Source organism: Pseudomonas sp. KH_021, assembly GCF_057838865.1.
Map to the genome: position 1 here is coordinate 1,816,702 of NZ_CM174477.1, position 14,120 is coordinate 1,830,821.

The following is a 14,120-nucleotide window of genomic DNA, read 5'->3' on the forward strand; positions in this document are numbered from 1 at the left end:
GCAGACTTCCTCTTGGTCTCTCTTCACAAGAGAATTTTTAGAACCATCTAAACGGGAGGAGAGCAAATGAATGCTGCAACACTGGCGTGTGCACCTTCCGGCGTGGCATGGGACGGCATTAATTGGATCGATGTCCAGCGCCATGTAAGACGGCTGCAAACGCGTATTGTGAAGGCCACCCAGGCCGGCAGGCACAACAAGGCGAAAGCCTTGCAATGGCTGCTGACCCACTCGTTTTGTGGCAAGGCATTAGCCGTCAAGCGAGTGACTGAAAACAAAGGCAAGAATACCCCCGGCGTGGACAAGGTGACGTGGAAAACGCCGAGGGCAAAGACCAACGCGATTGCGTCGTTGAAGCGGCGAGGTTACTCGCCTCTTCCGCTTCGGAGAGTGATGATTCCGAAAAAAAATGGCAAGACGAGGCCGCTCGGCATACCCGTGATGAAGTGTAGGGCTATGCAAGCGTTGCACTTGCTGGCCCTGGAACCGATCGCGGAAACCACCGCCGACCTGAATTCTTATGGGTTCAGGCCGGAACGCTCAACTGCCGATGCCGGTGAACAATGCTTCACTTGTTTGGCGCAAAAGGCGAGCGCGCAGTGGGTGCTGGAGGCTGATATTCAAGGCTGTTTCGACAAAATCAGTCACGACTGGATGATCACCAATATCTCAACGGACAAGGTGGTTTTAAATAAGTGGCTCAAGGCGGGATTCGTGTATCAAAACAAACTCTTTCCCACCGACTCCGGCGCCCCGCAAGGGGGCATAATATCGCCAGTGTTGGCAAACATGACATTGGATGGCCTCGAACTGATGCTCTCGGAAAAATTCCCGAAAGCGAAGAGAACAGGCCGGAAAATGAACATGGTGCGTTACGCGGATGACTTCATTATTACTGGTAATTCGAAAGAGTGGCTGGAACAAGAGGTCAAGCCCGCAGTGGTTGAATTTCTGGCAGAGCGTGGGCTAGTCCTGTCACCTGAAAAAACCAAAGTAACGCACATCAAGGATGGGTTTGACTTCCTCGGATGGAACATCCGCAAGTACAGCGGCAAGCTGTTGATGAAGCCGTCGAAAGCGAACGTCAAAGCGCATCTTGACAAAATCCGCGAAGTCATAAAGGCCAACAGGCCGGCTAAACAGACTGACCTGATAAAACAGCTCAATCCTGTGTTACGAGGATGGGCGAATTACCACAGCCATGTAGTCGCCAAGAAAACCTTTAATCGAATCGACTCCAACGTATGGTCAATGCTATGGCGATGGGCGGTAAGAAGGCACCCGAACAAAGGAGCCCGGTGGGTTAAGGAGCACTACTTCAAGACCAGAGGCACCCGAACTTGGGTATTTGCCGCAACAGAAGAAAGAAAAGATGGAGCGAAAAGGGAGCGCATCCTGCTCGCAGAGTCGGATACGCCAATACAGCGGCACATCAAGATCAAAGCGGACGCGAACCCGCACGACCCACAGTGGGAGCAGTATTTCGAGTCCCGATGGAGCAAGAAAATGCTGTACTCGTCGAAAGGTCGCGGGAAGCTTTACCGTGTCTGGCGGAGGCAAGATGGCATGTGCTCTACCTGTCAGAAACCAATCACAAAGAACACCCCTTGGGATGTTCGCTGTATTGTAAAACGGACTGACGGCGGATCAGATGCAGCAAGCAACCTGCAAATGCACCATCTCAATTGCCGTAGAAATCAGCAACACGCCTAAAACGAAGTTGGGTAACCGGGTGTCGAAAGATGCCTTAGTAGAGGCTTGAGCCGTGTGCGTTGAAAGGCGCATGCACGGTTCTTAGGGGGCTGGACGCGGGCAACCGCGTCTGGCTACCCGACAAACGCCGCAACGTGCCATGGCCTGTGGGGTTGGGGTTGTTAGCCTTGGTGGTTCGGCTTTAGATTTTTGTGATTTCGGGGGGGCGCGTGGCTGACAACTCCACTCTCACAGGCCATGGCACGTTGCAACCAATGTGGGAGCCGGCTTTAGCCGGCGATGCGCCGCGCGGGCGGCGCTCGATCTCAAGAGCAAAGGAAAAACCAAGGCGGGCACCTCGTGGGGTTCATGCGATTTGTTGACAGGCACTCTGCGGTTCACCCTGGGAATGAAGGGAGGAAGGCCGTATCAAGGCCTCCAGGCGCTTGCCTTGGGTTTTGCGCTGTTGCTTAAATCGAGCGCCGCCCGCGCGGCGCATCGCCGGCTAAAGCCGGCTCCCACATTTTTTGCAACGTGCCATGGCCTGTGGGGTAGGGGTTGTTAGCCTTGGTGGTTCGGCTTTGGATTTTTGTGGTTTCGGGTGGGGGGCGCGTGGCTGACAACTCCACTCTCACAGGCCATGGCACGTTGCAACCAATGTGGGAGCCGGCTTTAGCCGGCGATGCGCCGCGCGGGCGGCGCTCGATCTCAAGAACAAAGGAAAAGCCAAGGCGGACACCTCGCGGGGCTCATGCGATTTGTTGGCAGGCACCCTGCGGTTCTCCCTGGGAATGAAGGGAGGAAGGCCGTATCAAGGCCTCCAGGCGCTTGCCTTGGGTTTTGTGCTGTTGCCCAAATCGAGCGCCGCCCGCGCGGCGCATCGCCGGCTAAAGCCGGCTCCCACATTGGTTGCAACGTGCCATGGCCTGTGGGGTTGGGGTTGTTAGCCTTGGTGGTTCGGCTTTAGATTTTTGTGATTTCGGGGGGGCGCGTGGCTGACAACTCCACTCTCACAGGCCATGGCACGTTGCAACCAATGTGGGAGCCGGCTTTAGCCGGCGATGCGCCGCGCGGGCGGCGCTCGATCTCAAGAGCAAAGGAGAAACCAAGGCGGACACCATGTGGCTCATGCGATCTGCTGACAGGCACTCTGCGGGTTCATCACCCTGGGAATGAAGAGAGGAAGGCCGTATCAAGGCTTCCAGGCGCTTGCCTTGGGTTTTGTGCTGTTGCCGAGATCGAGCGCCGCCCGCGCGGCGCATCGCCGGCTAAAGCCGACTCCCACATTTTTTGCAACGTGCCATGGCCTGTGGGGTGGGGGTTGTTAGCCTTGGTGGTTCGGCTTTAGATTTTTGTGATTTCGGGGGGGGGGCGCGTGGCTGACAACTCCACTCTCACAGGCCATGGCACGTTGCAACCAATGTGGGAGCCGGCTTTAGCCGGCGATGCGCCGCGCGGGCGGCGCTCGATCTCAAGAACAAAGGAAAAACCAAGGCAGGCACCTCGTGGGGCTCATGCGATTTGTTGACAGGCACTCTGCGGTTCTCCCTGGGAATGAAGGGAGGAAGGCCGTATCAAGGCCTCCAGGCGCTTGCCTTGGGTTTTGTGCTGTTGCCCAAATCGAGCGCCGCCCGCGCGGCGCATCGCCGGCTAAAGCCGGCTCCCACATTTGTTGCAACGTGCCATGGCCTGTGGGGTTGGGGTTGTTAGCCTTGGTGGTTCGGCTTTAGATTTTTGTGATTTCGGGGGGGCGCGTGGCTGACAACTCCACTCTCACAGGCCATGGCGCGTTGCAACAAATGTAGGAGCAGACCTTGGTCGCGATGCGCCGCGCGGGCGGCGCTCGATCTCAAGAACAAAGGAAAAACCAAGGCGGACACCATGTGGCTCATGCGATCTGCTGACAGGCACTCTGCGGGTTCATCACCCTGGGAATGAAGAGAGGAAGGCCGTATCAAGGCTTCCAGGCGCTTGCCTTGGGTTTTGCGCTGTTGCTTAAATCGAGCGCCGCCCGCGCGGCGCATCGCCGGCTAAAGCCGGCTCCCACATTTTTTGCAACGTGCCATGGCCTGTGGGGTAGGGGTTGTTAGCCTTGGTGGTTCGGCTTTGGATTTTTGTGGTTTCGGGTGGGGGGCGCGTGGCTGACAACTCCACTCTCACAGGCCATGGCACGTTGCAACAAATGTAGGAGCAGACCTTGGTCGCGATGCGCCGCGCGGGCGGCGCTCGATCTCAAGAGCAAAGGAAAAACCAAGGCGGGCACCTCGTGGGGTTCATGCGATTTGTTGACAGGCACTCTGCGGTTCACCCTGAGAATGAAGGGAGGAAGACCGTATCAAGGCCTCCAGGCGCTTGCCTTGGGTTTTGCGCTGTTGCCCAAATCGAGCGCCGCCCGCGCGGCGCATCGCGACCAAGGGCTAGGCGCCCCCGTCTCTCCTACATTGGTTGCAACGTGCCATTTTCTGTGGGATCGGGGTTGTTAGCCTTGGTGGTTCGGCTTTGGATTTTTGTGGTTTCGGGGGGGAGGCCAAGCGCTATCGAGCCTCCAGCACCAGGCGTGAGTGCACTTGGGCTGTGTCACTGACCGTGAGCGACAGCGTGGTGACTTTCACGCCTTCCTGGCCCAGCGCTTCAAGCCAGGTCAGCAGGCTCGCCAAATTGCCGGCCAACTCCAGGCTGACCTGCTGCTGGGTGTCGGTGTCCATGCGTTGCAGGTCGAGGTTGGCCTGGGCACTGCTACGGGCCAGCAGCCCAGGCAAATCACCGGCCGGCCATCCAGGTTGGATCCCAGGCAGGCTCGCTGGCAAGCGGCTGATGATGTCGAACACTTCACGCTCATCCTGATAACGCGCCTGGGCAAGCGCCAGCGCGTGCTGTTGAGGTTGCCAAAGCAGCAGATAAAAAGCACTCAGCGTCAGGAAACCGGCCAGGGCGAGCAGGGCTTTTTGCTCGCGTGCCTGGCGTTGCTGCCACGCTGACAAAAGACGTTGCATAAGACTGTGCATGTTCACTCCCGGATTCGTACTCGAGCGCTGACACCCTCGGCCAGGCGCACCGCTTCTTCGGTTTGAACCTTTATGCCCTGAGCCTCCAGGCGCTGGCGAAGGCGTTCGATATCGGCGAAGGCAGGCGCCTGCACGGCGAATGTCCAGCCGCTGTTGGCTTGATAGTCCAATTGTTTAATCACCACCAGGTTGCCGCCGTCACGGCTCCAGTGTTCAGCCAGTTGCTCCAGCCGCCGAGCCAGGCTTGCCTGAGGGGGCTGAGACTGGGCAAGGCGAGATTGCAACTGACGGCGCAGGTCGACAATGCGGGTTTCATCGGGAAAGCGCTGGATGAAGGCCGCTTGATTTTCAGCGGCCAGGCGCTCGCTGTAGTGCTCAAGCAGCAGGCGTTGTCCCGTGTTGTGCAGCAAAAGTGCAACGGCAGCGAGCACCATGACTCCAGCTAATAGACGCCAAGGCGCACGAACCGGTTTGCGCAAGCTGAAACTGCCTTGGCGCAGGTCAATGGCCTGAGTCGACCCTTCTGTCAAGCATTGCCAGGGGGAATCATCCACGCCGTGCCAATGAAAGTCTGCGGGGAGTGTCGGCGCAAGTTCTGCGATGTCTTGCGGGGCCAGTGATAGCCGTAACGGGCTGCTACCGCCAATCAGCCATCGACCGGCACAGTGCAAGGCTGTTGGCTGCCGTTCGCCCAGGCAATCGCTGTCCATATGGATGCGCAGGGGCTGCAAGCCGTGGTTGGCCAGTTGCGCCAGGCACTGTTCGAGCCACTGTGCAGGCAGCGCAAACAGCCGGCAGCTGCGCTTGCCCTGCCAGGGCCCGAACGCAAGATGCAAGGAGTCTGGGTCGTCCAGCAGCGTTTCCTCAAGCGCCGAATGAACCGCCTGCAAACGCCAGCGCCCGCTGCGAGCGGGGACCTCGACCTGGTGATGGCTGGCGATTTCGCTGGGTAGCAGCAGTACCAGCGACCCCTGGCACAGGTCTGCGGCCGCGTCAGCCAGGGAGCCCTGTGACACAGCCTCTGGCAGCCGCCACCAGGTGCAGGCCAGCGGTTGCTCAAGGTCAACGGGGTCGTGCAAATAAAGCCAAGCGGTCACGGTGACTCCCCAGGAAGCAGGTTAGAAAGGGGGCTGATTGAAAAGCGTCGGTGCAGGGTGTCCAGGCGACCATCGGCATGGGCGTGGAAGTCACTGACCAGGCGTAGGGCTCTGTCACCGGCGCGAACGTCCACGGTCGCCCGAAAGCGCGAGCTGCTAGTGCCCAAGCCTCGTTGGTTGACCTCGCGATCCAGCAGTGCCGGGGTTTGCATAAAAGCTTGGACGCTGCTGTAACCCTCGGGCGGGCGCTCATCGATTAGTGCCTGTGCGCTGCTCATGTCCAGCCCCTCCAGGCTCGCCAATACTCGCTGGCTGGCGGTGTTGACGTTCAAGAGGCTGTTGCCGCCAGCAACGATCCAAGGCGCCAGGCGCTCGAAGCCCGGCCCGTCCAGTACATCCAAGCGGCGTAATTGCGAGCTGTCTCCCAGGCGGGTGATGGGCCGTGGCCCGGACTGGAAGAGGAACAGTGGATCATGGGGAGGCAAACTGAGCGAGAGCAGCAGTCGTTGATAACGCGCACGGCTGACAGCGTCGGTGGCGTGCCGCAGGCTGTCGAGGTTGAAGCGCCCGCCCAGGTCTTCGATGCGAATCCCGATGCGCGCGCCTTCGATATCGAAGGCTGGTGTCGGCTGTGCCCAGCGCTGGCCCAGATGAACCCGCTGCAGGCCCGCTTCGCTGCGCAGGTCCTCGAGCAGTTGTTGGCGCGCCGAGGCTTCGCCGCTCAAGGCCAATTGCCAGAGGCGCGGGTGCTGGACCGACAGGGCGGTGATCTGCAGGCTCAGGCGCTGGTTTGACAATAAAGTGCTGACAATCAGGGTCGCCATGGCGGTGATCAACAGCACGCTGATCAACGCCACGCCCTGTTGGTGTTGGGGCTTATTCATCGCCCACACCCTGTCTGTCGACGTTGCCCGGCAGCAGGATCACCCGGCGAATGCTTGCAAAGCCGGGGGCGTCCAGTTCCAGTTCGATGGCGGATGGCAGGGTCAGTGGTGACGGGCCGACCGGCCAGGTGCCATGACGCTGCCCTTGATGGTCGACGTAGTTCAAGGTTTTGAGCGAGAGGCCTTCGAGTAGCGTTTGCACCTGGACGGGTTCATCAGCAGGGTTGGCACCGTTATACGATCGTTCCCAACGCCCGTTGGCCCAGCGGTGCTGTACCTGCAACGTATCGCCTCTGGGTAACTCCAGAGGGTTGCTCCAGCCGCCGCGTGTCAGGCGCAGGCTTGCAGGTTGGCCGATCAGCGCCTGGCGACCACTGGGATCGTCCATCAACGGATAGGGCGTGGCCTGGACCACGTCGCGTTCGAACAGGTTCAAGGCCCGTTGCAACTGGCGCAGTTGCAGATCGTGCTGGCTGATATGGCGCTCCAGGCCCAAGGTGCGGTCCAGCAACTGATACCCGGCTATACCCAGCAAGCTGAACAGCGCCATGGCGATCAGCAGCTCCAGTAGGGTAAAGCCACTCTGCTTCATTGCCCCACCTCGATAAAACCGGCCAGGCTTGCACGCAACTGGCCTTGATTGGCGCTGCGCACTTGGATCTCCACCCGCAACAGGCCTGGGTGAGGGGCGCGTTGGGTGAGCGTAATGAGGTCCCAGTGACGCTTTGCGAACAAGATTTGCTCGCTGTGTTGCCCGGCCTGATGCCTGCGCATACCGGCGCGTAGCTCGTTCAAATGGTTGTCGGCTATCCACATGGCCAGTTGGCGCTCGGCCATGGTGCTGGTCGAATTGACCAAGTGGCCGCTGGCGCTGTAGATCGCCACCGCCAGGGTCGCCAGCAAACTCAAGGCAACCATCACTTCGAGCAGGGTGAAGCCGCGCTCACGGGAGGTCATCAAGATAGGCCTCTTGAATGCCATCGCTGCGCAGGGACAAGACCGGCGCACGCTGGTGCTCCACGATCAAGTCAAAGGCTGAGATCTCGTCGCTGGAAAGCACCAGTACCTGCGGCCGGTTGGCATTGTCGAGCCCCTTGGGCAGCGCCTGGGCAGCCATGGCCCGGAGGTGAAACTGCAGCGATTCGGGCAAGCGTCGCTCGGCGAACCGAGTGGCCGGTTGCCAGCCCTGATGACGATCGTATTGCACGACCCGATAACCCCACGGCTCGACGCGCAAGCCCAGTTCTATCTGGTCATACACCGCCTGGTCGCGAAGCAGTTGCAACAGGCTGCGCAAGCGCTCCGCCTCCCGCCGGGCCTGTTGCTGGCTTGAATCCAGCTGTGTCACGCCCAAGGCCGTGGCGAGCAGGGCAACCAGCAGGACCACCACCAGCACTTCGATCAAAGTAAAGCCTGCTGCCAATTTACGGGACATTCAGTGCGTCCAGTTGCCGATGTCGGCATTGGTCTGCTCGCCGCCGGCGCGGCCGTCGGCGCCAAAGGAAAATAGGTCGTAGGCGCGCCCGTCCTGGCCAGGCATCAGGTAGTGATAGGGGTTGCCCCAAGGGTCCAGGGGCAGGCGCTTGAGGTAGCCGTCCGGGTTCCAGCGACGCGCTTCTGGGCCACCGGAGGGTTTGCTGACCAAGGCGTCGAGCCCTTGTTGAGTGGTCGGGTAACTGAAGTTATCCAGCCTGTAGATATCCAGTGCGGTGGCAATGGCTTTGATATCGGTTTGGGCGACAGTGACCTTGGCCTGATCGGGTCGACTCATGATCTGCGGCACCACCAATGCTGCGAGCACGCCGAGAATAACCACCACGACCATGATTTCAATCAGCGTGAAGCCGTGTTGACGGGCCTTGCCTTGCATAGCGCTACCTTCCTGCAGTCAGTGAATCAGTTGGTTGAGATTGAGAATTGGCATCAGGATGGCCAGCACGATCAGCAGCACCGCGGCCCCCATGAACACCAAGGTGGCAGGCTCGAACAGCCCCACCAACAAGGCCATGCGATTGGCCAATTGTTCTTCCTGGTGACGGGCAGCGCGCTCCAGCATGGCGTGCAGTTCGCCACAGCGTTCGCCGCTGGCAATCATGTAGAGCATCATCGGCGGGAAGCCGCCGCTGGCTTCCAAAGCGCGGGTCAGGCTGTTGCCTTCTTGCACGCTTCGCGCGACACCTTGCATGGCCAGGCGCACCGGCTGGTTACTGACCACTTCGGCGGCAATTTTCAGGGCGTCGACCAAGGGGACCCCGCTGCTGCAAAGAATGCCCAGCGTGCTGGCAAAGCGGGAGCAGTTGCTGGCACGAATGACGGGACCCACCACCGGCAGGCGTAATTGCAGCCCATGCCAGCGTTGACGCCACTTAGGCGTGCGCAGCAAGGCAAGGCTCGCAATGCCGAGCACTGTGCCGAGCAGCACGCATGCCAACCCGTAGTCGCGCACGGCGGCACTGCAGGCGATCAGCGCCTGGGTCAACCAGGGCAATTGCTGGCCGCTGTCGGCAAATACCTGGACCACGTCTGGTACGACAAAACCCAGCAAGAAACCGACAATCGCCAGGCTCGCCAGCAGCAGAATGCAGGGGTACAACAAGGCGAGCTGAAGCCGCTGGCGGGCGGCCTGGCGGGCTTCGGTGTGGTTGGCCAGTTGCAGCAGCACTTTGTCCAGATGACCGGATCTCTCGCCAGCGGCGACCGTGGCGCGATACAGCGGTGCGAAGGCTGAAGGGAAGTCCGCCATGGCTTGCGCCAGACTGTGGCCCTCAAGGACCCGTGCCCGGATGGCCAGCAGCATGCTGCGCAGCCGGCGTTTTTCGGCCTGGGCGGCGCACGCGGCCAGCACTTCGTCCAGCGGCAGGGCGGCCTGCACCAGCGTTGCGAACTGTCGGGTGAGCAGCGCAAGCTCAGCGCTGTTCAGGCGGCCTTTGTGGCGCACGCTGCCGGCCTGGCGCTTGGCCCGGGCAGGCGCTACCTGCAAGGGGATCAACTGTCGCTCGCGCAGGCGCTGGCGCACTTGGCGTGGGCTGTCGGCTTCTTCCACACCGCGCTGCTTTTGCCCGGCGGCGTTCATGGCCAAGTAGTCGAAGGCGGCCATCTCAGTCCTCCTGAGTCACGCGCAGCAGCTCTTCGAGGCTGGTCAGGCCAAGCAGCACCTTGTCACGGCCATCGCTGAACAGGCTTGCGGTGTGCTGGCGGGCATGTTGCGACAATTCGGCTTCGGCGGCGCCGCGATGAATCAACTGGCGCAGCGCTGCATCGAACGACACCCACTCATAAATGCCTTGCCGCCCGTGGTAGCCGGTGAACTGGCAGGCTGGGCAACCCTGTGCCTGGAACAGGGTGGTTTGCGGTGACTGGGCAATACCCAGCAGTTCAGCGCTGGCCGCGTTCATGGGCTGCTCCGTCTTGCACTCGGTACAGAGCACCCGGACCAGCCGTTGAGCCAGCACCCCCAGTACTGATGTGCTGAGCAGAAAGGGCTCTACGCCCATGTCCACCAACCGGGTGATCGCGCCAATGGCACTGTTGGTGTGCAGCGTCGAAAGCACCAGGTGCCCGGTGAGCGAGGCCTGTACGGCAATTTCGGCGGTTTCGCGGTCGCGTATCTCGCCGACCATGACCACATCCGGGTCTTGGCGCAGCATGGCGCGCAGGCCGCGGGCGAAGGTCATGTCGACCTTGCTGTTGACTTGGGTCTGGCCGATGCCGGGCAGGTGGTATTCGATAGGGTCTTCGATGGTGAGGATATTGCGTTGCGGGCTATTGAGGCTGCTCAAGCCTGCGTACAGCGTGGTGGTTTTGCCAGAGCCGGTGGGGCCTGTGACCAACAGGATGCCATGAGGGCGATTGAGCGCGTGTTGCAGGCGCTTACGAGTGGCTTGGGCCATCCCCAGCCGCTCCAGGTCCAGGTGCCCGGCCTGTTTGTCGAGCAAGCGCATCACAATCCGTTCACCGTACGCCGAAGGTAGGCTGGAAACCCGCACATCCACCTCGTGCCCGGCAATGCGCAGGGCGATGCGGCCATCCTGCGGGATGCGTTTTTCGGCGATGTCGAGCCGCGCCATGACCTTGATGCGCGACACCAGCAGCGGCGCGATTTCGCGCAGTGGGCGCAGGATTTCGCGCAGCAGGCCGTCCACGCGAATGCGCACCGAGAGGTGCTTTTCGAAGGTTTCCAGGTGGATATCCGAGGCCTTGGCCTTGATGGCTTCGGCCAGGATGGCGTTGATCAGGCGGATGATCGGGGCGTCGGCCTGTTCGTCCAGCAGGTCTGCGGTTTGCGGCATCTGTTCGGCCAGGCTGGCCAGGTCCAGGTCTTCTGCAAGCTGCTCGCCCAGGCCCTCGGCCACTTGTCGGGCATTGTCCTGGCCATCGCGATAGTGCGCGGCCAGGCGCTGGTCGAAACAGGTGGGTTCCAACACGCGCAGTGGCAGCGTTGCACGGTAATGGCGACGAATCTCGGCCAGGATCGGCAACGGGGTGCTGGGCTGGCAATACAGCGTGACGGTTTGTGCGTCGTCTTCCAGCAGCACGCCATGGCGACGTGCGTAGCTGTAGGGCAATGAGGCACTCATCGCTTGGTCGGCTCGAACAGTTGGCCGGGGTTCGGGGGCAGGGCATTGCCGGGCTGCCCTTGGCGCAGATCGTCGTAGCGACGACGGCTCAATTCATCGGCACTGTCGCTGCTGCGTAGCAACGTGGGGCGCAGAAACACCATCAGGTTGGTTTTTTCGGTGACCTCGGAGCTGCTGCGAAACAGGCCGCCGATCAGTGGGATATCGCCCAGCAGCGGCACCTTGCTGACCCGTACCTTGACGTTGTCCTTGATCAGGCCGCCGAGCACGATGATCTGCCCGTTATCGGCCAGGATGGTGCTCTTGACCGAGCGCTTGTTGGTAATGACGTCGCTGGTATTGATGCCCGGCGGCGAGGCGGCCAGCTCCGAGCTTTCCTGCTCGACCTCCAGGCGCAGGCTGTTACCGTCATTGATGTGCGGTGTGACCTTGAGGGTAACGCCGATGTCCTTGCGCTCGACCGTGGTAAAGGGGTTGCTCGAACCGTTGGCGTCGGTGGTGTAGGAGCCGGTCTGAAAGGGCACATTCTGGCCGACCAGGATTTCGGCCGGCTCGTTGTCCAGGGTCAAAAGGCTCGGGGTGGACAGCAGGTTGTTGTTCGAGTTGCTGGAGAGGGCGGTGATCAGTGCGCCGAAATCGCGACTGCCCAGGCCGATGACGGCACCCCCGGGCAGGTTAGGTACTGCGCCATCGGCCAGGGTATTGAGCAGGCTGCCGATGGTCAGGTCACCCAGCCCGGAACTGATGACGCCGGAGAGGTCTCCAGAGCGACCCGCCCATTGCACGCCCAGCGCTTCACTGATGTCACCGCTGACTTCAACGATGGCCGCTTCCACCAGCACCTGGGCACGGGGTTTGTCGAGCTGGGCAATGATGCTGTCGAGCATGGCCAGTTGCGCGGGGTCCGCCATCAATACCAGTGCATTCTGACGTTCGTCGGCGCTCACCAGCAGGGTGTTTTCCTGGGTGTTCTCAGCCCCGCGCTTGTTGCCTTCCAGGCGCCGGCCGATTCCGTTGAGCATTTCTTCCAGTTGCTTGGCGTTGCTGTGGCGCAGGCGAACGACGCGAGTCCGGTCGCTGGCATTGGTCGGCACATCGAGGCTGCGCGCCAAACGCTCCATTTGCTCGCGTGCCGGGGCCGGCCCGGACAGGATCAGGCGATTGCTACGCGCGTCACCGATGGCTTTGGCGCTATGGGGGTTGTTGGCGCCACGGCTGGTGCTGTCATTGAGGGTCTTGGCGACTTCGCTGGCCCAGGCATGTTCAAGTGTCACGGTGCTGAAGGCTGAATGCCCGGCGTTGTCCAGCGCTGTGACAAGTGCGCGGATACGCTGCACATTGCTGGCATTGTCGGATACCACTATCGCGTTGGCGCTGGCCGCTGGGGCGACGTAAGCGTCGGCGGGTACCAGGGGGCGCACGACGGTGGCGATCTCAGCGGCGGTCGTGTTGTGCAAGACCAGGACCTGGGTGATGAACTGCTCGCCGGGCAAAGTCCCATGCTGGCTGGCGCGAGTCTTGGCGTCGGCGACGGGCAGAATCAGGATGCGATCGCCCTGATCCAGGGCGGCAAAGCCATGGCTGCGCAATACGCTCAAAAACAATGAATAGATGCCGGCCTGGTTCATTGCCAGTTGCGACTGCACGGTGACCTTGCCGGTCAGGCGCGGGTCGAGAATCATCGTCTTGCCCGTGATTTTTCCGACCTCATCGACCAGGTGCCGTAGCTCTGCGTCCTGCATATTGAGTGTCCATTGCGGCGGCGATTCGCTCGCCCCGGCGCTGGCTGCAGTCAGCAAAAGGCCGGACAACAGAATAGCAATGCACAGTCGTGATCGGTTCATGGTGAGGTTCTTGAGGGGGGCGAGGGAACAGGTTTGAGCACGGTGGTTTGAGCGGGCCTCAGGTGTAGGGCCTCTTCTCGACCGTTGTGCACGATCAGCACCTGGGTGCTGGCGATGGTCTTGAGCTTGGCGCCGCCGGGCAGGGCTTCACCCGTGTGGTAGAAACGGGTGGTACCAGCCCCCTGAATCAACGCACGCGAATGGGCTGTGTGGTCTGCCTTGAAGCTGGCCAGCAGGACAAGGGGAACCGCCTGTTGCCGGGTGTTCTGGCCTGGCAACTGGGCCGCAAACAAGCCGGCGATGCGATGGATATCAAGGGGGGGCTCTACAGGCGGCGCGATGCTCGGTAACGGTGCGGCCACAGCTTGAATACCAAGCCGCAGGTTTAAGTGCCGCAGCTCGGTCGCTGACCAGAGCACCAGAGGCGCCAGCAGAACAGCGGCAAATAAGCCTGCATGTCGGGTCTTCATCGATCAGAACGACATGCGCTTGAGTACGGCATGGCCGCTGAGCGAGTGACGCAAGACCGCGGCAATGTGGCCCGCTACCAGAACGGCCAGCACCATGCAGCTGTAGCGGTGCACGGTATTGAAAAATGCCGTGACGGTGGCTTGCTCGATCGGTTGGGCAATCGTCAGCAGGCCGAAGACATTGATCGGTCGATCCATCATGAGCACGCCGGTCAGCAACACCACCGCCATGCAGACATACAGCAGAAAGTGCCCGGCAGTCACGACCATCTGGCTCAAACGGCCCATATGCTCAGGCGCCGGTGGCGAGGGATGAGTCAACAGGCACAAGAGGCGAACACCAAACAAGGGGATCGCCAAGGCGGTGATTGACACGTTGAAGAAGTGGATGGCGTTGACCGCAGCTTGCGGCAATTGCACAAAGGCCAAGCCAAAGCCGCTCACGGTGGTCCAGATAATGATGCCGGCGAAACACCAGTGCAGCAGCACCCGGGGCCGGGAGTATTTACAGGTGTACATTTTTTGCCTCGATTGGAACGCCACGCATCCGG

General features: G+C 61.0%; 13 protein-coding genes. 1 reads left to right on the top strand and 12 read right to left on the bottom strand.

Annotated features, from left to right (window positions below):
- The first annotated feature begins 66 nt into the window (after window positions 1-66).
- The gene (gene ltrA, locus AC3IX4_RS08545) at window positions 67-1,713 is read left to right on the top strand and encodes a group II intron reverse transcriptase/maturase (protein WP_489256427.1); all 1,647 of its coding nucleotides are present in this window, start codon (window positions 67-69) and stop codon (window positions 1,711-1,713) included.
- A gap of 2,513 nt (window positions 1,714-4,226) precedes the next feature.
- Here the strand turns inward: ltrA and AC3IX4_RS08550 are convergent.
- The 12 genes from AC3IX4_RS08550 to AC3IX4_RS08605 are packed head-to-tail and all read right to left on the bottom strand — an operon-like array spanning window position 4,227 to window position 14,088.
- The gene (locus AC3IX4_RS08550; protein ID WP_489260123.1) at window positions 4,227-4,697 is read right to left on the bottom strand and encodes a type II secretion system protein M; all 471 of its coding nucleotides are present in this window, start codon (window positions 4,695-4,697) and stop codon (window positions 4,227-4,229) included.
- 2 nt (window positions 4,698-4,699) lie between these two features.
- Window positions 4,700-5,794, bottom strand: a complete 1,095-nt coding sequence (gene gspL, locus AC3IX4_RS08555; protein ID WP_489260124.1) for a type II secretion system protein GspL — start codon at window positions 5,792-5,794, stop codon at window positions 4,700-4,702.
- Window positions 5,791-6,678, bottom strand: coding sequence for a type II secretion system protein GspK (locus AC3IX4_RS08560; RefSeq protein ID WP_489260125.1), 888 nt, complete (start codon window positions 6,676-6,678; stop codon window positions 5,791-5,793). Before AC3IX4_RS08560 ends, gspL begins: the two co-directional genes overlap by 4 nt.
- Window positions 6,671-7,270 carry a type II secretion system minor pseudopilin GspJ gene (gene gspJ, locus AC3IX4_RS08565; protein WP_489260126.1) on the bottom strand — a complete coding sequence of 200 codons (600 nt, stop codon included), beginning with the start codon at window positions 7,268-7,270 and terminating at the stop codon, window positions 6,671-6,673. The genes AC3IX4_RS08560 and gspJ overlap by 8 nt, the downstream gene beginning before the upstream one ends.
- Window positions 7,267-7,635 (bottom strand): type II secretion system minor pseudopilin GspI, encoded by a 369-nt coding sequence (gene gspI, locus AC3IX4_RS08570; protein ID WP_489261250.1) that lies wholly within the window; start codon window positions 7,633-7,635, stop codon window positions 7,267-7,269. The genes gspJ and gspI overlap by 4 nt, the downstream gene beginning before the upstream one ends.
- Complete coding sequence (gene gspH / locus AC3IX4_RS08575; RefSeq protein WP_489260127.1) at window positions 7,622-8,113, bottom strand: type II secretion system minor pseudopilin GspH; 492 nt, start codon at window positions 8,111-8,113, stop codon at window positions 7,622-7,624. The genes gspI and gspH overlap by 14 nt, the downstream gene beginning before the upstream one ends.
- Entirely contained in the window at window positions 8,114-8,548 is a 435-nt protein-coding gene (gene gspG, locus AC3IX4_RS08580) for a type II secretion system major pseudopilin GspG (protein WP_489260128.1), read from the bottom strand. It lies immediately after the preceding gene.
- Between the two features lie 18 nt (window positions 8,549-8,566).
- Complete coding sequence (gene gspF, locus AC3IX4_RS08585; protein ID WP_489260129.1) at window positions 8,567-9,775, bottom strand: type II secretion system inner membrane protein GspF; 1,209 nt, start codon at window positions 9,773-9,775, stop codon at window positions 8,567-8,569.
- 1 nt (window position 9,776) lies between these two features.
- Window positions 9,777-11,255, bottom strand: a complete 1,479-nt coding sequence (gene gspE, locus AC3IX4_RS08590) for a type II secretion system ATPase GspE (protein ID WP_489260130.1) — start codon at window positions 11,253-11,255, stop codon at window positions 9,777-9,779.
- The gene (gspD, locus tag AC3IX4_RS08595; protein WP_489260131.1) at window positions 11,252-13,099 is read right to left on the bottom strand and encodes a type II secretion system secretin GspD; all 1,848 of its coding nucleotides are present in this window, start codon (window positions 13,097-13,099) and stop codon (window positions 11,252-11,254) included. Before gspD ends, gspE begins: the two co-directional genes overlap by 4 nt.
- The gene (locus AC3IX4_RS08600; protein ID WP_489260132.1) at window positions 13,096-13,569 is read right to left on the bottom strand and encodes a type II secretion system protein N; all 474 of its coding nucleotides are present in this window, start codon (window positions 13,567-13,569) and stop codon (window positions 13,096-13,098) included. Before AC3IX4_RS08600 ends, gspD begins: the two co-directional genes overlap by 4 nt.
- Before the next feature lie 3 nt (window positions 13,570-13,572).
- Window positions 13,573-14,088, bottom strand: a complete 516-nt coding sequence (locus AC3IX4_RS08605) for a cytochrome b (RefSeq protein ID WP_489260133.1) — start codon at window positions 14,086-14,088, stop codon at window positions 13,573-13,575.
- Between the last annotated feature and the right edge of the window lie 32 nt (window positions 14,089-14,120).

Coding starts and splice junctions, on each gene's coding strand:
- ltrA (WP_489256427.1), top strand. CDS start 67: ATGAATGCTGCAACACTGGCGTGTGCACCTTCCGGCGTGGCATGGGAC.
- AC3IX4_RS08550 (WP_489260123.1), bottom strand. CDS start 4,697: ATGCACAGTCTTATGCAACGTCTTTTGTCAGCGTGGCAGCAACGCCAG.
- AC3IX4_RS08560 (WP_489260125.1), bottom strand. CDS start 6,678: ATGAATAAGCCCCAACACCAACAGGGCGTGGCGTTGATCAGCGTGCTG.
- gspJ (WP_489260126.1), bottom strand. CDS start 7,270: ATGAAGCAGAGTGGCTTTACCCTACTGGAGCTGCTGATCGCCATGGCG.
- gspI (WP_489261250.1), bottom strand. CDS start 7,635: ATGACCTCCCGTGAGCGCGGCTTCACCCTGCTCGAAGTGATGGTTGCC.
- gspH (WP_489260127.1), bottom strand. CDS start 8,113: ATGTCCCGTAAATTGGCAGCAGGCTTTACTTTGATCGAAGTGCTGGTG.
- gspG (WP_489260128.1), bottom strand. CDS start 8,548: ATGCAAGGCAAGGCCCGTCAACACGGCTTCACGCTGATTGAAATCATG.
- gspF (WP_489260129.1), bottom strand. CDS start 9,775: ATGGCCGCCTTCGACTACTTGGCCATGAACGCCGCCGGGCAAAAGCAG.
- gspE (WP_489260130.1), bottom strand. CDS start 11,255: ATGAGTGCCTCATTGCCCTACAGCTACGCACGTCGCCATGGCGTGCTG.
- gspD (WP_489260131.1), bottom strand. CDS start 13,099: ATGAACCGATCACGACTGTGCATTGCTATTCTGTTGTCCGGCCTTTTG.
- AC3IX4_RS08600 (WP_489260132.1), bottom strand. CDS start 13,569: ATGAAGACCCGACATGCAGGCTTATTTGCCGCTGTTCTGCTGGCGCCT.
- AC3IX4_RS08605 (WP_489260133.1), bottom strand. CDS start 14,088: ATGTACACCTGTAAATACTCCCGGCCCCGGGTGCTGCTGCACTGGTGT.